Below are 17128 nucleotides of genomic sequence, written 5' to 3' on the forward strand. Positions count from 1 at the left end.
ATTTTATTAGTTAGATTTTAAAACGCCAAAGATGTTACAACAAATAATCATTCTTGTAAAACCACGGGAATTTATTTTGAGCCTCGTCCAATAGCCTGTTGTATTCCTGGCTATGGTCAAATTGCAGGTCCTCATGCAGTTTTTTAATACTGGTATTTATCTTCTGCACCTGCCTTATCAATATCATGCGCAATGGCTTATATGACGTGTTACGATTGATGTATTGCAGGTAGTTAAAGCAGAAACTTAACAGTAAATCTATTTCGGCAGGCTTCGATGCAATAAATTTGACGTACTTACTGATCAGCCTTAAAACCTTACGAACGCTCTTGGAAGCAAGATAGCTGTGCGATGGAAGCTGACTCATCATGAAACCCGCCTCTGCTTTTATCTTTTCGACAAAAGCATGTTCGTCATTTGCCTCGAACAACAGATAGGCCAGCAACTCCTTGTTCTCCTTTTTATACCTTACCAGGCGCAGGCAAAGTTCAGCAACCTGCTCTTGCGGTAAGTGCTGAATCTCCTTTTTTATGTCCTGTAGGCCGTAGGTAGTGATGCTCATAGTGGTAAATTGCTGCAAATTACTAAATTTTGTAGTAACTGGCTAATGCTGTTTGTGAGTTAACAAAACAACCTCATGAAAGTTGGAGTAAATAAACCAGGCTGTAATAAACCTTTGTAATAAAGTAATTAATGGATATTTTTGAATACCGATTAAACTAAAATCTATTACTATGAAACATATCCTATTCATTTTCGCCATGTTATGCATGTTTATTTCTGCTGCGATGGCGAAACAAAAAGTATTAATATTCAGCAAGACAGCAGGCTTTCATCATAACTCAATTGCTGTCGGGATTCCTGCAATATTAAAGCTGGGGCAGGAGAATAATTTTGATGCAGATACTACAACGGATGGCGCGAAATTCACTTTTGATAATTTGAAACAATATGCGGCAGTTATATTCCTGAGCACTACCGGCGACGTTTTGAATGAGACGCAACAGGCAGCGTTTGAAAAATATATTCGGAACGGTGGTGGCTTTGTCGGTGTGCATTCTGCTACAGATACGGAATACGACTGGCCGTGGTATGGTAACCTGGTTGGCGCTTATTTTAAAATTCACCCGGCACAGCAGTTTGCTGTATTGCATGTGGTTGATCGTAATTTTATAGCTACCAAACACCTGCCAGCCGACTGGCACAGGTTTGATGAATGGTATAATTTCAAATGGATTGCGCCAAACCTGCACGTGCTAATAAAAATCGATGAAAAAACCTATACAGGTGGCTTGAACGGCGACGATCACCCAATGGCCTGGTATCATGATTATGATGGCGGTCGTGCATTCTATACTGAATTAGGCCATACCGACGAATCATACGCTGATCCCTTGTATTTGAAACACTTGTTGGGTGGAATTGAGTATGCCATGGGCAATGCCGGCAAATAAATTGGGCATTTGTAAGTAATGATTTTAAATTTGCGTGCTTCAATCACAAAATCCATGCAAATTTTCCCCACCCGGTATTCAACGCTTTCGTCGGATGCATTAAATGACTTTATTTCAGAACGCTATGGATTAAGGGATACCAGTTGTCGCCTGCTTATCCGAAATGTGAGCGATACCTACATTGTTGAGAATCAAACCGACAAGTATATCTTCAAGATCTATCGGGATGCGCACCGCAAACTTGACGAAATTGAGGGCGAGGCGGAACTGCTTACTATCTTAAACGATAAAGGTGCCAGTGTATCGTATCCTATCAAGGATCTATCTGGTGCTATTATACAATCTTTTAATGCTGCGGAGGGAACTCGCTACGGCATGCTGTTTACGTACGCAAAGGGCAGGGTAGTTAATGTGATGAACGAAGAACAACTGACAACCCTTGGCCGGGAAATGGCAACTGTCCATAACATTACCTCCTCCATCCAGCTAAATCATAAACGAATTGAATTTCATATCGATACCACCATTATCCAGCCGCTTGAAACTGTTAAGCCGGCGTTTGTTGAATTAGAAGAAGAATATGCCGATCTCATCGCCGTTTCAAAAACCGTAATAGCAAAGCTTAACGAATTCGATTTTACTAACTTTAGTTATGGTTACTGCCATTATGATTTTTTGCCAAAGAACTTTCATTTTGATGAGGATAACAAACTAACGTTTTTCGATTTTGATTTTGCAGGAAAGGGCTATTTAGCCAATGACATTACCTCCTTATACATTCACTACTTTATGGAAGTATTTATGAACAGGCAAACCCGTGAGCAGGCGGATACCGCATTTGCAACTTTTGTTGAAAGCTACCGCAAGGTAAGACCATTACATGGCGACGAGCTTAAAGCTATCCCGTACCTGGGCTTTGGATTTTGGGTATTTTATCTCGGTTTTCAATATGATAACTTTGAAGATTGGTCAAATATTTTTTTCGGGCCGAAATTTTTAAAAGATAGGGTGATGTTGATTAAGAAATGGATGGCTTATTTTGAAGATTGATATTTTAGGATCACTGATCTAAAATAAATGTGCAGATGGTTTTTTGGCTTATGGCTACTATATTTACCACGTAACAAATCATAAAATGAAACACAAGATCATCTTAATAGGCTTGCTTATTTTACTTACCAGTCCCTTTTTTTTAAACGCCCAGGTTACTACGCAAGAGGCAACGGTAAAAGTTAGCGGCGAAGTTATAACACCGCTTAATTTAAAAATGGCCGATCTGAATCAGTTTACCCAAGTGGAGGTAAAGCGTAAGGATAAAGATGGGAATGATCACATCTATACCGGCGTGCTGTTATCGGATATCCTACAAAAAGCCGGTGCTACTTTGGGCAAAGACCTGCATGGAAAAAATCTTAATAAATTTGTACAGGTTGAGGCAAGCGACGGGTACCAGGTGGTATTTGCTATTGCCGAGCTGGATAAGGGTTTTACTGATCGTTTAGTTATCCTTGCAACCCAAATGGATGGCAAGCCGCTATCAACCACAGAGGGGCCTTTCCATATAGTTATCCAGGATGAGAAGAAACCTGCCAGGTGTGTGCGAATGGTAACTGCGATAAAAGTTCAATTCGCTAAATAATGAGGCGGCGCTTTTGGATAATCCTTTTATTGACAAGCATTTGCAGCTATAACTATGCCCAGACACCTATAGACAGGAGCATTGAACTGCATACGCAAATATCCGATGATACACGGGTAAAACTATTGGATGCCCTTGATACCCTGCTGATCCGCATTAATAACTCAAAACCTTTGACATCTGAAATAAGCCCGGTGGGCAATGCATTAACTGTATCTGTCTTCAATGATTTGAAGGGGATTGAAAACAATGAGAAGGCAGGGGATAAGCACTACTACAAACCCAGGCTTATCAATTTATATCCAGTTGATAATGATATATATATAATCTCTATCGCTTATATAAATCAAACTGTTCCGGGAATTCCAATCAGGGTGATCTTTAATTTTATAGCGAGTTTAAATGATAGCCAGGTTACGTTTTCCATCCCGGTTTATTATATCACCCAAAACTGGAAAACAACTAAGGTTGGTAATATCACTTATCATTACGCTGATAAAATCAATATCGGCAGAGCCAGGATATTCGATAAAAAGAATACAAACATTGCAGTAAAGCTTGGCTTAAAACCTGAACCGCTGGATTTTTACCTCTGCAATAATTACCAGGAGATAATGCATTTGCTGGGCTATGAGTATGATAATGAGTCGGCAGGGGTAACCACTGATGGTTATGGCGTTGATGCGCGTACGATTTTCTCGACTATGCATAACGAGGATTTCTCACACGATACGTTTCATTATTACTCAGGAAAGTTCAGGAAAAATGCGCGTAACTCAGCTGCAGATGAGGGCGTGGCCTACAGTTGGGGCAATGCCTATTACACCGATAACAACGGGGAAATGATATCGCCCAAACAATTGGTACCGCAGTTAAAGCAATATTTGCAGCAGCATCCGGGGGCTAGTTTGCTCAATCTGTTCTACAAAAATCCATTGATCCTCACGAATCAAACCAAAGTGCGATCATTACTGGCCAGTATGGTTTGCGATGAGGTGGAACGTCAAAAAGGAGTGGAGGGAGTAAAGGAATTGCTTAACTGTGGAAAAGGTGACGATAATTTTTTCCTGGTTGTTAACAAACTTACCGGCGTCAATCCATCAAATTTTGACGAACGGGTAGGGAAGCTAATTGAAAATTACAAATAGACTGTTTATCTTAGTAAGGATATTTCTACATAAATGGAAGGGGAGGAAACATTAGCAAAATTCAGGATCGAGGGCATGGCACCGCTGTTGCAGGTTTATGATATGCCCATATCCATCCATTTTTATAGAGATGTTTTAGGTTTCAAAGTGGTGATGTCTTCCGGCGAGGGCGATGATGTAGATTGGATCCTGATGAGGCTTGGCGATATCGAACTGATGCTTAACACAGCCTATGAACGTGAATTCAGACCGCTACACCCGGAAGCTGAACGCATCTCCGTACATCGTGATACAACTTTATACTTCGGTTGCCCGGATACCGATGAGCTCTATAACCATATGATAAACAACGAGTTGAATGTGAACAAACCCGAAATAACCCGATATAACTGGAAGGCGTTAACTTTTGAAGATCCGGATGGTTACCTGCTTTGCTTCCATTGGCCGCTGCCAAATTCATGATAAACTATGTTAGCTTAGTTATTAAGCGTACACCAACATTTTCTTCAATTTTTCTCTTGCCTTAAACAGGTTTGATTTTGATGTTCCCTCACATATTCCGAGTTTTAAGCTAATTTCCTGGTGTGAATAACCGTCAATTGCATAGAGGCTAAAAACCGCTTGATAGGTTTGTGGCAAACGCCTGATAACGGTAAGCAAATCTTCATAATCCAGTCTTCCAACTGTAGAATCACTTGAAAGTACTTCTTCGGCCATTTCAAGACTATCGGTATATTTTGTTTTCCAGTTGTTTCGGTAAAAATCTATGGATGAGTGCTTCATGATACAGCCAACCCACGCTTTAAAGGGTTTTATGTTGTCGTATTTGTTTATCTTGGTAAAAACATTAAAAAAACCCTGGTTCATAATTTCTGCCGCTTCATACCTGTTACCTGCATAACGAATACAAATTCCCATAGCAAAACCATAATAAGCTTTATACAAAGCTTTTTGATCTTTCCTGTCCTGGCCAATGCAGCCCGTTATTAGTTTTTGTAAGTGAAGGTCTTCCATTTTAATTAGGGTTATTGAGGTTAATTAAATTAGGGTATAGCGGTAGCTATACAGGCATGCCGGTACAATTATTTAGTAAAACACGTTGGTAGCAGAATAAGGAAATTATATGTTAAGCTTCAGATTAACTGATGATTAACATACATTAATAAAAGTAAAGGTATAATTTATGCAATGGCCATAAACTCGTTTATAGCTTCTATATAATAACAACCATGCTGATTTTTAAGCCGCATTTTACTGGCAGCTCCGTTCACAATACGTTGAATTTTTTCTTTGTCGATATAAACAGGACAAATTTTATCAGATAATAAGCTGGTATCACGCTGTTGGTATATTTGGTTAAGCTTTAATTTAATGGCATTCAACGCAGGGGCGTTCCGCCTCATATTGTACCATTCTATAAAATCGATCAGCTGTTTCGAAATTATTTCATTAGCTTTTGGAGTTTCGGCTTCGCGCTTCCTTAATGTCTCATCATTCATTTTTGAAAGCATATCAACATTTACCAGGTGAATATTAGGCAGCGCACCGGATTGTTCCTCAACATTATAAGGTATGGATAGATCAATGATTAATTTGCTGCCTGCGCTTTTAAGCTGCGATGCTAAAATAACCGGTTCGCACGCATTGGAGGCAACCAAAATTATGTCCGACGAATTGATATACTTCTCTAAATCGGTTAATGGCGCACAATTTAAGTCAAACTCCGCAGCAAGTTCTGCTGCTTTGTCTTCTGAACGATTGATCAGCGTGATGTTTTTGGTTTTCAAATAATCGACCAGATTTTTACAAGTATTTCTTCCGATCTTTCCTGTACCAATAAGTAAAATTTGAGTAGCAGCGTTAATTTTGACATGGCTTTTTATATATTGAATAGCAGCAAATGAAACGGAAACAGTTCCGCCGCTTAAAGCCGTTTCGTTCCTGATAGTTTTTGATGATTGCAGCACGTTGTTAAATAACCTTTCTAAAAAACAATTAATAAAACCACGCTCTTTTGAGAACTTGACTGCCTGCTTAAGTTGTGAGGTAATTTCGTAGTCGCCCAGGATTTGTGAATCTAATCCGGCTCCAACATTAAATAAATGTTCAACCGCGATAATCCCTCTTTTTGTATAACTAAGCCGGGTAAAATCTTCTTTTGTGCCCTTTGTTTGCGTGCACAACAAATTAATAAGCTGGTCTGCATCTGTCGCAAATCCATAAATTTCAGTACGGTTACAAGTAGACAGAATGAAAAGGCTATCGATATTAGAAGAAGGAGCTAGCTGTAAAATGCTATCGTAGGCATTATTATTAATAGCAAACATCCCCCTGACAGCGGCATCAGTTTTTTTATAGTTGATGCCAACAGCGTAAAAATGAGAGGTTTCGTTGAGTCTAAGTGTTTGCATTTGTTCCGTATTTAATATAATTACGTATTCTAAACATGATTGGTTTCCAGCACCTTAGCAATATCTTGTCATTTAATTGTCATTTGAAATGACTTATTGTTTCAATAAAAAACCCGGACTAATAATTCCGGGTTTTTTATGTTTTGATATACAATGTAACTTGTTATTTCTGAACTACCTGGGCCTTTAAGCTCACGACAATTTTCCCTACTGAACCTAACAGATTTGAGGGCAGTCCAACTTTATTTGCTCCCTTCACAAGGTCGTCAACAAACGCATCAAAGTCTGCACTTGATGCCTTGCCGTTCATTCTTGAATTTGTGGCTGGGTTGTGTGCATCTGTCATACTTAGGCCGTCATACTTGTAATCTTTTGCACCTGTGGCAACAGCAACAAATGTGGTAAGATTATCGCTTAATTCTGTAAAGCCTGAAAGATTACCCTTAGTTACTTCACCTAGTAATACGGTAAAGTGGCCATTGATCCTTGTATCACCTGCGATAACGAAGATCGTACTGTCAATAACTGAACGGATGCCTAAGCGCCCTTTTTCAATTGTTTTTCCTGGGCTGGCAGGGTCTGAAACCATGACTGAACCGCCTAAGGAATCATAAAGAGTCGCTTTCACTGTAGGTTTAACAGTCGAGCTTTTGCTGCAAGACTCAATCGCAAATAATATTGTAATTACTGCAATGGCTGATAATAATGATGTAAGTTTTTTCATCGGATTGGATTTTTAAATTATTTGAGTTATAAGTTTGTATGCTTTGTAAGTAAGCGAGTTAGCAGCAACCGGGCAACTGCTTTTTAAATTTTCCCTGGTCGGCATAAATCTTTCGGCTTTTAAAGCAAATGATGCCTTAAAATCCTTGGTGATCTGGTCGCCGGTTGTTTTTACAGGATAGAAAGTAAAAACAACAATGTTGGTTTGTGGATTTACCAGGACGTGGTCAATTCCTTTTTGATGATACATCCACGATGTGATCTTGTTGGCATCGTCCTGAGTGATCTGCTGCTTGATGTCAATACGCGCCATAACCTTTGTGTTAGCATCAGGGGCGGGACGATAAACATAATAGATGTGAACAGCAAGAACGATCACCAGGAACAAGAAAGTGGAGAGGCTGTAAAGCAGGATTTTTTTAATTGTCTTTTTCATGCGGGGCTCTTTTAATTGTTTACTGATTTGATTAAAAAGTGCTTATAAAATTTACACTTCTGTTACAATTACGAAGAATAGAGATCTGGCGGTTTTATTAAATTGAAAAATAATTTCGAAAAGGTTATTTCGACGCTGTTATAGATAGATTCATAGTTCGAAAGTCAAATTCTGTAGCCCTTCTGTGCTGTCTAAAAACCAAATAAGCTTTTCTACAGTTAATTCTTCTTTGCCCACGCCGCCTTTACAAATAATAACGTCTATGAAATTATTCTTTACCTTAAAAAGCAATTCTAAAAAACTCTTTCTCGTCGTTATATTGACTACACTAATCAGCCCGGAATGTGTTTTTAGCCAGATCCAGGTTGATCCAAATCAACAAATGAAAGCTGATAGCCTGGGGAGGATTAAGGGTAACAAGGAAGATGTTTTTACAAATCAGGGAAGAAAGAACTTTGGGAACGCTGCCCTGGATTTCGGGCTGGCAGAAATTATCCCATGGACGTTCGACAGGTATGTCACTAAAAAAGATTATGCCCGTATTTCCTGGAAAAGTGTTGGCCATAATATTAACCCGGGAAGCTGGCAATTTGATAATGATGAATTTCAAACCAACCAGTTCGGGCACCCTTATCATGGCAGTAACTTTTATAGTGCCTTTCGTGCAAACGGCTATTCTTTTTGGCAGGCAGCCCCTGCAACGTTTGCGGGCAGCTATTTATGGGAGACTTTTGCTGAAAACCAGGCACCGGCGCCTAACGATTTTATAAATACCAGCTATGGAGGGATCATTTTAGGAGAGATGACTTATCGCTTATCAAATAAAATCATTAATAACCAAACACGCGGATTTAAAAGACAGGTTGACGAGGTGTTAGGTTTTATGGTGAACCCAATGAATGGCTTACACCGCATAACAAGCGGACAATGGGGAAAAGTGTCAAAAAATACAGCAGAACGCGACTCTTCAAAAATACGCGCTGAATTTGACTTTGGTGGGCGGCAATTTGATACCGATGTTAAGAAAGGCCGGACGGGTTGGTATGGTCATATAAAATTACTGTACGGAACGCCATCAGAACACTATGATGTGCCGTTTAGTAATATTGCCATTAATGCCGAGTTTGGAAAAGACGATAGTTCAAAAGTGAATGTTATTAGTGTCTACGGCTCGTTAGCAGGCTGGGAGATAAGTTCGTCAGAAAAGTACCAGCATTTACTCATTTTATCTGCCAATTACGATTACATCAGGAATGTTTCTTTTTTTTATGGCGGGCAAAGTGCGAAGGCTAATTTCTTTTCTGAATATAATATCTCCGATAAATTAACCATAAATACCATTGTTAGTGCAGGCCCGATAATTTTAGGTGCTGTGCCTGATCATTACCTTTTCAGAGGCCGCGATTATGATTATGGTTCCGGTGCATCGGTAAGTGTGGGCGGAGGGGTAAATTTGGCTGGCAAATTATTTTATAATGTAAACTACCGTGAGGCATGGCTGGCAACTATCAGCGGTAATTCGCGGTATAATATTTTGCATACTTTTTCTAATGAAATAAGTTACTATCTCATTAAAAATATTGCGATTGCATTCGAACAGGGTCACTTTTCACTGAATAGTTATTATAGAGACCAGCCTGATGTAAGCAGCAAATATCCCTATGTAAGGGCGTCTGTACGATATGCTGTTACTTTTCAATAGGCACAACCACCTAATCCAGGCCCGGCAGCTCCACGTAAAATATTGTGCCTTTACCCATATTGCTCTCAAACCAAATTCTGCCTCCATGCAATTCAATAATTCGCTTTGAAATTGATAAGCCAAGGCCAAAGGGCTGCTCACCATTGGTGCCACTTTTTTTAGCCGGGGTAAACATTTCAAATACAATATCCTTTTGCTCTTCCGAAATACCAATCCCGTTATCGGCAATTGAAATAAGGATCTTGCTCTCCTTTCCTGAGATTCCTACTTTGATAATGCCGCCTTCATGGCTAAACTTTATCGCATTTACAATAATGTTATTAATTACCCGCCAAATCTTTTCATGATTAACCTCCGCCATTAATGGCTTATTATCATGTTCAAATGCTATTGTTTGATTTTTTTCTCTTGCCTTAAATTGGAGCAATTCAACAGAATCATAAAGTAGCGAGTTTAGGTCTATTCTTTGTTTTACAAGTTTCTCATTTTCGTCCGCAAGCCCCGACTTTAACAGCTCATTTATCATTTCCATTGAGTGCAGACCAGTTGTTTCTATCAATCTGAGCATGTTTTTGCTATCTTCAGAAAACTCATCCTCAATCATCAGCATTGCAGCAAGCCCGGTGATGCCCGATAATGGGTTTCTCAAATCATGCGCCATTACCCGCATAATACGGATATAGTTTTTATTAACCCGCTCTAACTCATCCATTGCCCGCTGTAACTCCTTGTTGTGCTTCGTGACAGTTTCGCGGCTTTCCTTAGTTCGTTTAAGAATCCTGCTGATCATCAAAATTGTAGCAACCGAAAAAATAACAAATATCGCAAAACCGACTATGTACATTCGTTTTATTTTGTCTTGTTCCTGTAATTTAACCAGGGCTTGTTTTTGCTGTAGGGACTTCAGCTCGCTATCGATGTTTAACCTATACAAATCCGAGTAGGTTTTATCTTCATGCTCTTTTAAATCCAGGTATGTATTTAGAAAATGATAGGCTTTTGCGGGTTCATTAATTTTAAAAAGATATTGAGCATATAACCGGTTCCATTTAAGTTCGGAGTCGATATTTTCATCGGGGTAAAGAGTCAGTAGGATCCTGCTTTTACTAAATAGGCCGGCGATATCGGCGTAGTTACCGGTTTTAAGGTTCAGTTCTGCAAGCTTTAACAAGGGAGGGATGCCGGCGCCATCCATATTTCCCTTATCAAGGGCAGTACTTTTATCAAGATAGCTTTTTGCCAGCTGCAGGTTACCTTGTTGCAGGTTTATCCCGCCAAGGTTGTCATAAACAACCAACCGTGCGGAATTGATATATCTCTCGTCAATTTGGCGGGTACGTTCAGTATTATCAATTAGCGCAACGTCTTTTAAATAATATTTTATTGCACTATCGGGCATTCCCGCCTTTTGAAAGGAAAATCCGGTATTATTAAGAGCTCCCTGTTTCAGGAAAAATAATTTTTGAGCTGTAATCCCATCGCTGCATTGTCCTAACCGACTGTAGCTTTTTGCCTGGTACCTTGCAGCCATTATGTAGTTTTTTTGTGCAAAATAAATAACGCCTATTTTGCTCGCCAGGTTACCATTGTCGCAAATACCGGCGGGTAATATTTCTTGTCCCTTATAATAATACTTAAGCGCGCCGATGTAATCCTTATTTTTCAAACAGGCATCTCCCTTTGTCAAAACCGACTGAAAATACTCGTTTGGATACTTTTCGATCGTTTTTTGATCAGCAAAAAATACCATTGCGCTATCTGCATACTTATTCATGAGAGCGGGACTATTAAAATTATGCCCGGAAAGCAAGTAATAATAGGTACATATTAATGGGTCGGAGGCGGGAATGCCGGTGCGTAGTTTCTGTAATAACGCTATCGCGCTGTCGCCCTTGCCTGCAATGATCAGGCTGTCGGTAATCTGCAATTGCTTTTTTATCTCATTATGTGCTGCCGAATCAGTTTGTGAGCACGAACTTAAACCGCATAGCCAAAACAGGCATGTGATTAAAAAGAACGTACTTCGGAAGTGTGAATAACATAATAATAAAAATTTCATGAGCAGGGCTAAAGTGTTGGCGTATTAATTAGCGGTTAATCAATACCGGGTTTAAAAACGAAAATACTTGAAAATGCCAACGGTTATAACAAGCTGCTAATTTATTGCAGCATTTTTTTGTATTTAAGATAAATGTAGCCGAGTTAAACGACAAATTATGTAAAAAAGTTGTTAAATAACGATGAAAGTTGCAATTATAGCTAATCAAGGTAAAAAGATGAGCGGCGATTTACTTGATATGGATATTGTAAACCACAAGGAAGGCAAAAACCTCTTTTAAAACCTTTATCGCGTTATACATTGTATTATAGATAGTGCGTTCGGTTAAACCTGTTAGTTCAACGATCCCCTCAATGCTCGTTTGCTCAAAGTAACGAAGACGTATAATCTCCTTTTGCCGCGGCGATAACTGGGATAGCGCCTGCTGCAGACGTTTCTTTAAATGCTCATCGTGCTGGCTTGCTATTAATATAGTTTCGTAGGATTGTTCTGTTAATCCTGCCTCTATTGTTTCCTGGTCCAACCCGTCGAAGGGCATTCCGCAGGTATTATTGATATAGGTTTTATATAATACCCGCTTATATATGGTTAAAACATATTGCTGAATATTTTTAACAGCCGATAGTTTGTCCTTTATTTTCCATAATTCAATAAAAAGGTTATTAATGCTCTCCTTAACCAATTCCGGGTTTTTATATAGAGACAACCCAAATCTATATAGGTCGTCGTAAAAAATATCAAAACATTCATAAAGCCCCTGCTGCTCGCCATCCGCCAGCAGCTGCCAGTTCTTTACTGTATATTTTGATTTGAAACTCATTGATAACTAAGGGAAAGATACTCAAGATTTTAAAAATAGTCTTAATTAAATAATACTTTATAAAAAAATTTAAAAAGCGTTGGTAAAAATTTAAGATCTGCTGCACTTGTGTACAAATTAATAAAAAGCATGAACAGTTCAGATTTTAATATTGAGAATTTAGCGACCAACGAAAGCTTCGTAAATTATTGTTACAGACTAAACCAGGACGATATAATATATTGGGAAAATATATTGGTAACTCACCCTGAGTTTAAAAACAATATTGAGCAGGCCCGCGAATTATGCCTCTCGCTTGCTATTAAGGTATCACCTGCAGAAAAGGCTTTACAACTAAGTAAGCTAAAACTTGAGATAGAAGCACTTGAGGCAGACAATTCAAACATTAGCATATCAAACAGGCCGGTTCGTAAGCTTTGGGCATGGGCAAGTATAGCTGCGTCTATTTTAATTTTAACTGCAATATATTTAACATATAATATTTCATCAACGCCTGCTGCAGCAATCCTTTATAGCCGGGTAAGCACATCGACCTATCATTTAACCTCTGCAACGGCATTTGACGAACGTAAAAAAGTGGTTTTGCCTGATGGCACTTCGGTTATCCTGAACGGCTCAAGCTCCTTAAAAATAGCCAATAACTACAATCAAAAAACAAGGTATGTATTGCTGAGCGGCGAAGCCTTTTTCCTGGTTAAAAAGGATCACACACGCCCCTTTGTGGTTTTAACGGGCAAAACAGCCACAACCGCACTTGGTACATCATTCAAGGTGCAAAGCTATCCATCGGAAACTACTGCAACTGTTATGCTGGCTACAGGCAAGGTTAAGGTAGAAAGTACGCAATCCTCAAATATCGATGATGTTAAGCTAACTCCGGGCGAACAGGCGGTTTTGAAACAAGGCCAGCTAAGTTTCGAGAAGTCAAATTATAATAACTCAAACCTGCAAAACTGGATTGACAGGAAATTGGTGTTTTCAAATTCGAACCTTAATGAGATCACCGCTAAGTTTAAAAACATCTACGGCATAAATATAGTCGCTTCCAATCTTCCTGCCGAGGGCGTGCTGTTTACAGGCACATTCATTAATAAAAAGCCATCTGAAGTATTAGAGGCAATCGGCTTTTCCAATCACTTTACCTATAAACAAAATGGAAATACAGTAACCCTAAATTTTTAAACTCAAATAAACCAAACAATCAACCAACTCAAAACTAATCACTATGCAAAAAAAATTACTCAGTAAATTACTTTCCAAACCAATATTGCTCCGGATGGCGGCAGTGTTGTTGTTGATTATCTCAACAACAACCTATGCGCAGTCCCGTTCAAAGGGTTTGTATTCATTTAACTGGCAAAACTCAACCGTATCAACCGTTATCAGGCAGATAGAAGATGCTGCCAAAGTTCATTTCACCTACAACCCGGAGGATATCGATCTTAAAAGAAAGATCACCCTGGAAGTAAGCAATAAAGATCTTGAACAGGTTATTGGCATGGTTGCCAAACAAATAAGTATCAATTATAAAATTGATGGCGAAACCATCATGATCAAAGCGATCAAAACGCAAAAGGGTTCGGAGGCTTTTCAGCTGGCGGGCAAGGTATTTGACAACGATCATTTGCCTTTGCCGGGTGTGAGCATTGCCAATACCACAACACAAAAATCGGTGTCATCCGGCAGCGAGGGTAACTTTGTGATAGAGGCTCATAACGGCGATGTGATTGTATTTAAAATGCTTGGCTTTGATCCGACTACGATCACAGCTTCCGACAAGGAAAAAAATCTTACTATCACCCTCAAACCAAACAGCACAGAGTTAAAAACAGTAGTAGTTACAGCTCTGGGTATCAAACGCGAGGAACGTGCTTTGGGGTATGCCTATTCGGAAGTTGATGGCAATGATCTGAAAAAAGCACGTGAGCCTAATATTATTAACTCATTAGAGGGCAGGGTAGCAGGTTTGGTTATTACCGGCGGCGCAGGCGGCCCGGCAGGATCATCACGTGTGATCATTCGCGGCAATACCAGTATCACAGGCAATAACCAACCGCTTTATGTAGTAGACGGTGTGCCTATCGATAATTCGAACTACGGCCAGGTGGGTGGCGGAAAATATTCGGGCGGGCAGGATTTTGGCGATGCCATTTCAGCCATCAACCCGGATGATGTCGATAAGATCAGTGTATTGAAAGGGCCTTCGGCTTCGGCATTATATGGCAGCCGCGCTGCAAACGGTGTTATTTTGATCACCACAAAAAAAGGCGGTAATAAGAAGGAGCTGGGTATTGAATACAACAGTACTTCATCAATTGAAACCCAGTTAACCCACGAAGATGGCAATCAGTATATTTACGGACAGGGCACCGGCGAACAACTAGTTGTGGCTGCTGACCAGGCTAAAAATACGCTGTTCAATAATTTCGGTCCGCGTTTAGATCCTAACCTGCAGGTAATTGGCTTCGATGGCAAATACAGGCCTTATGCTTTGGTAAAGGACAATATTCAGAATTTCTTTCGTACCGGTTCAACATTTACCAATACAGTTGCATTCTCCAACTCAAATGATGTTACTTCATTCCGGCTATCAGCCTCGGATATGAGGAACAATGACATTTTACCCGGAAGCCACATGAGGCGTAACTCCTTCAATTTTAGCGGGAGTTCAAAATTCGGCAGCAAAATAACCATGGAGGCCCGGTTGATGTACATGAATGAAGATGTGGTTAACCGCCCATCGTTAGCTGACGATCCGGGTAATATTGGTAATAACTTCATCGGTTTGGCTAACAACGTTGACCAGGCTTATTTTAAGCAAGGCTACCAGGATGTTGAGGGTAATTATGTTGATTGGGGCGGCGGTCAATATCGCCTTGACCCATATTGGGTGATCAACAAGATGAAGAATGAAACCACCAAGAACCGCGTTATAGCAGGTGCAACCGGAAATTATAACATTACCAGTTGGTTAAGCTTGCAGGGCAGGGCTTCAACAGATTTTACCTATTTTGATTATACCAAATTCAGCCCGATTTCAACTCCCGGTTCATTAACGGGTGAGCTGGATGACATCAACCAAAAGCTGCAAACAACTGAAGCTGACCTATTATTGTCTGTTCAAAAGCAGGTTACGCCGTCATTATGGTTATCTGCAAGACTGGGTACCAGTATTTCGAGAATTGATAATCCTGGTACTACCGGGTATAATATCGATATGACCGTCACTGATGTGGTTAGTGTTAACAGTTTTTCAGATAAAACTATCGTTGAAAATCGTTACCGCAAGCAAACAAACTCGATATATGGGTTATTCACCGCTGCATATAAGAGCTTTTTATATTTAGATGCAACCTTACGCAGAGATGCGTCCTCAACGTTGCCGGTAAACAACAACACCTATACTTACCCGTCTTTGGCAGGCAGTTTTGTTTTCACCGACGCGTTTAAGATCGATAAAAAGATCCTGTCATTCGGTAAAATAAGATTATCAGGCGCTGAAGTAGGTAATGATACCGATCCATACCAGCTTAATTTATACTACAACTTATATCCGCAAACTTTTAACGGACAATCGTTAGGCAGCATTGCGACGACTATATTACCTAACAAAAATTTAAAGCCAACCCGTACCACCAGCTTTGAGGCAGGTACCGAACTGAAGTTTTTTACCGACAGGTTAGGACTTGATTTTACTTACTACACTTCTAAATCAAAAGATCAGATCAACGTAGTTGCGCTGCCTTTCTCTTCGGGATTTGCACAGGAGATCATAAACGCGGGGGTAGTTGATAATAAAGGTGTTGAAATAATGCTAACAGGCAAACCGTTGGCTTTTAAAAATTTCAACTGGAATGTAAGCGTGAATTTTGCGCGTAACGTGAATACTGTTGAATCGCTCGCTGCAGGTGTACCGTATCTTACCTTGTCCGACGCTCGCTGGCTCGGCGTATCTGTAGTTGCAAAACCAGGTGCGGCTTATGGTTCCATCCTTGGATATGGCTATCAAAAGGATCCGAATGGCAATGTTATACTCGATCCTGTTACCCTTGCGCCTGTACAAAGCGCCGACCGTACCGTATTGGGTAAAGGCACCTGGGACTGGACCGGTGGTATAACAAACTCGCTTTACTATAAAAACTTCGGGTTAACCTTTGTTATCGACATCAAACATGGCTCAAGCCTGTTCTCCATGACCAACCTGTTCGATGTGATAAGGGGAAGCAGCCTGGCTACCCTGCCTGGCCGTGCCGAATGGATAAAATCGGAAGAAGCCCGCCAAACAGCTGGGATGTCAGCTGAACAATGGGCGGCTGCGGGAAAAGTGCAGGGATATGTACCGCAAGGCGTGGTTCAAACAGGAACCGATGCAAAAGGGAACCCGATTTATGCCCGCAACACCAAAGCGCTTGATCCATCAGTTTATTGGGCCAACTATTACAGCGATGGTAACGGCATAGCAACACCATTTATTTACGATGCCAGCTATATCAAAATGCGCGAAATAACCGCCAGCTACCAGATCCCGGCGTCGTTAACTTCAAAATGGCATATAAAGGATATTACAGTTGCGTTAGTTGCGCGTAATCCATTTATTATTCATAAAAATGTACCGAATGTTGACCCCGACTCCAACTATAACAACGGTAACGGACAGGGATTGGAATATGGTTCATTACCTCAAGAAAGAGCTGGGGTTTTAACCTTAATTTAAAATTTTAAACATCAACAATTAT

Annotated in this window: 15 protein-coding genes; 8 read left to right on the forward strand and 7 right to left on the reverse strand. The window is 40.1% G+C overall.

Features of this window, described 5'->3' with window-relative positions; all coding sequences use genetic code 11:
- Positions 1-34: 34 nt before the first annotated feature.
- A complete protein-coding gene (locus KXD93_RS03490) occupies positions 35-562 on the reverse strand; it encodes a hypothetical protein (RefSeq protein WP_258135474.1) in 528 nt (175 codons plus the stop codon).
- 172 nt (positions 563-734) lie between these two features.
- Between KXD93_RS03490 and KXD93_RS03495 the strand changes: the two genes are divergently transcribed.
- The 5 genes from KXD93_RS03495 to KXD93_RS03515 all read left to right on the forward strand — a co-directional run bounded on the left by KXD93_RS03495 (position 735) and on the right by KXD93_RS03515 (position 4703).
- Complete coding sequence (locus tag KXD93_RS03495; protein WP_258135475.1) at positions 735-1454, forward strand: ThuA domain-containing protein; 720 nt, start codon at positions 735-737, stop codon at positions 1452-1454.
- A gap of 54 nt (positions 1455-1508) precedes the next feature.
- Positions 1509-2504, forward strand: coding sequence for a phosphotransferase enzyme family protein (locus KXD93_RS03500; protein ID WP_258135476.1), 996 nt, complete (start codon positions 1509-1511; stop codon positions 2502-2504).
- 85 nt (positions 2505-2589) lie between these two features.
- Complete coding sequence (locus tag KXD93_RS03505; protein ID WP_258135477.1) at positions 2590-3093, forward strand: molybdopterin-dependent oxidoreductase; 504 nt, start codon at positions 2590-2592, stop codon at positions 3091-3093.
- Positions 3093-4241: a hypothetical protein gene (locus KXD93_RS03510; RefSeq protein ID WP_258135478.1), complete on the forward strand. Its 1149-nt coding sequence runs from the start codon at positions 3093-3095 to the stop codon at positions 4239-4241. Before KXD93_RS03505 ends, KXD93_RS03510 begins: the two co-directional genes overlap by 1 nt.
- A 33-nt stretch (positions 4242-4274) precedes the next feature.
- Complete coding sequence (locus KXD93_RS03515) at positions 4275-4703, forward strand: VOC family protein (RefSeq protein WP_258135479.1); 429 nt, start codon at positions 4275-4277, stop codon at positions 4701-4703.
- 21 nt (positions 4704-4724) lie between these two features.
- Here the strand turns inward: KXD93_RS03515 and KXD93_RS03520 are convergent, their stop codons facing one another.
- The 4 genes from KXD93_RS03520 to KXD93_RS03535 all read right to left on the reverse strand — a co-directional run bounded on the left by KXD93_RS03520 (position 4725) and on the right by KXD93_RS03535 (position 7811).
- A complete protein-coding gene (locus tag KXD93_RS03520) occupies positions 4725-5255 on the reverse strand; it encodes an RNA polymerase sigma factor (protein ID WP_258135480.1) in 531 nt (176 codons plus the stop codon).
- 167 nt (positions 5256-5422) lie between these two features.
- Positions 5423-6652: a glutamyl-tRNA reductase gene (gene hemA / locus KXD93_RS03525; RefSeq protein ID WP_258135481.1), complete on the reverse strand. Its 1230-nt coding sequence runs from the start codon at positions 6650-6652 to the stop codon at positions 5423-5425.
- Between the two features lie 163 nt (positions 6653-6815).
- Complete coding sequence (locus KXD93_RS03530) at positions 6816-7376, reverse strand: globin family protein (RefSeq protein ID WP_258135482.1); 561 nt, start codon at positions 7374-7376, stop codon at positions 6816-6818.
- A 12-nt stretch (positions 7377-7388) separates the two neighbouring features.
- Positions 7389-7811 (reverse strand): hypothetical protein, encoded by a 423-nt coding sequence (locus tag KXD93_RS03535; protein ID WP_258135483.1) that lies wholly within the window; start codon positions 7809-7811, stop codon positions 7389-7391.
- A gap of 262 nt (positions 7812-8073) precedes the next feature.
- Here KXD93_RS03535 and KXD93_RS03540 point away from each other — a divergent pair, with 262 nt between their 5' ends.
- Complete coding sequence (locus KXD93_RS03540) at positions 8074-9513, forward strand: DUF3943 domain-containing protein (RefSeq protein WP_258135484.1); 1440 nt, start codon at positions 8074-8076, stop codon at positions 9511-9513.
- Positions 9514-9523: 10 nt separating this feature from the next.
- Here the strand turns inward: KXD93_RS03540 and KXD93_RS03545 are convergent, their stop codons facing one another.
- On the reverse strand, positions 9524-11572 hold the full coding sequence (locus KXD93_RS03545; RefSeq protein ID WP_258135485.1) for an ATP-binding protein: 2049 nt from the start codon (positions 11570-11572) through the stop codon (positions 9524-9526).
- Positions 11573-11801: 229 nt separating this feature from the next.
- Positions 11802-12392, reverse strand: a complete 591-nt coding sequence (locus KXD93_RS03550; RefSeq protein ID WP_258135486.1) for an RNA polymerase sigma factor — start codon at positions 12390-12392, stop codon at positions 11802-11804.
- Positions 12393-12521: 129 nt separating this feature from the next.
- Between KXD93_RS03550 and KXD93_RS03555 the strand changes: the two genes are divergently transcribed.
- Both KXD93_RS03555 and KXD93_RS03560 read left to right on the forward strand, forming a co-directional pair.
- On the forward strand, positions 12522-13574 hold the full coding sequence (locus KXD93_RS03555; protein ID WP_258135487.1) for a FecR family protein: 1053 nt from the start codon (positions 12522-12524) through the stop codon (positions 13572-13574).
- Positions 13575-13617: 43 nt separating this feature from the next.
- Positions 13618-17106: a SusC/RagA family TonB-linked outer membrane protein gene (locus KXD93_RS03560; RefSeq protein ID WP_258135488.1), complete on the forward strand. Its 3489-nt coding sequence runs from the start codon at positions 13618-13620 to the stop codon at positions 17104-17106.
- Positions 17107-17128: the final 22 nt, after the last annotated feature.

Origin of the sequence: Mucilaginibacter phenanthrenivorans (assembly GCF_024721155.1) — a bacterium.
In the GTDB taxonomy this organism is placed as follows: domain Bacteria; phylum Bacteroidota; class Bacteroidia; order Sphingobacteriales; family Sphingobacteriaceae; genus Mucilaginibacter; species Mucilaginibacter phenanthrenivorans.

Bases quoted from the DNA above. Each gene is read 5' to 3' on its own strand.
- KXD93_RS03505 (WP_258135477.1), top strand. From the start codon at position 2,590: ATGAAACACAAGATCATCTTAATAGGCTTGCTTATTTTACTTACCAGT.
- KXD93_RS03490 (WP_258135474.1), bottom strand. From the start codon at position 562: ATGAGCATCACTACCTACGGCCTACAGGACATAAAAAAGGAGATTCAG.
- KXD93_RS03495 (WP_258135475.1), top strand. From the start codon at position 735: ATGAAACATATCCTATTCATTTTCGCCATGTTATGCATGTTTATTTCT.
- KXD93_RS03510 (WP_258135478.1), top strand. From the start codon at position 3,093: ATGAGGCGGCGCTTTTGGATAATCCTTTTATTGACAAGCATTTGCAGC.
- KXD93_RS03560 (WP_258135488.1), top strand. From the start codon at position 13,618: ATGCAAAAAAAATTACTCAGTAAATTACTTTCCAAACCAATATTGCTC.
- KXD93_RS03555 (WP_258135487.1), top strand. From the start codon at position 12,522: ATGAACAGTTCAGATTTTAATATTGAGAATTTAGCGACCAACGAAAGC.
- KXD93_RS03530 (WP_258135482.1), bottom strand. From the start codon at position 7,376: ATGAAAAAACTTACATCATTATTATCAGCCATTGCAGTAATTACAATA.
- KXD93_RS03535 (WP_258135483.1), bottom strand. From the start codon at position 7,811: ATGAAAAAGACAATTAAAAAAATCCTGCTTTACAGCCTCTCCACTTTC.
- hemA (WP_258135481.1), bottom strand. From the start codon at position 6,652: ATGCAAACACTTAGACTCAACGAAACCTCTCATTTTTACGCTGTTGGC.
- KXD93_RS03500 (WP_258135476.1), top strand. From the start codon at position 1,509: ATGCAAATTTTCCCCACCCGGTATTCAACGCTTTCGTCGGATGCATTA.
- KXD93_RS03520 (WP_258135480.1), bottom strand. From the start codon at position 5,255: ATGGAAGACCTTCACTTACAAAAACTAATAACGGGCTGCATTGGCCAG.
- KXD93_RS03540 (WP_258135484.1), top strand. From the start codon at position 8,074: ATGAAATTATTCTTTACCTTAAAAAGCAATTCTAAAAAACTCTTTCTC.
- KXD93_RS03550 (WP_258135486.1), bottom strand. From the start codon at position 12,392: ATGAGTTTCAAATCAAAATATACAGTAAAGAACTGGCAGCTGCTGGCG.
- KXD93_RS03515 (WP_258135479.1), top strand. From the start codon at position 4,275: ATGGAAGGGGAGGAAACATTAGCAAAATTCAGGATCGAGGGCATGGCA.
- KXD93_RS03545 (WP_258135485.1), bottom strand. From the start codon at position 11,572: ATGAAATTTTTATTATTATGTTATTCACACTTCCGAAGTACGTTCTTT.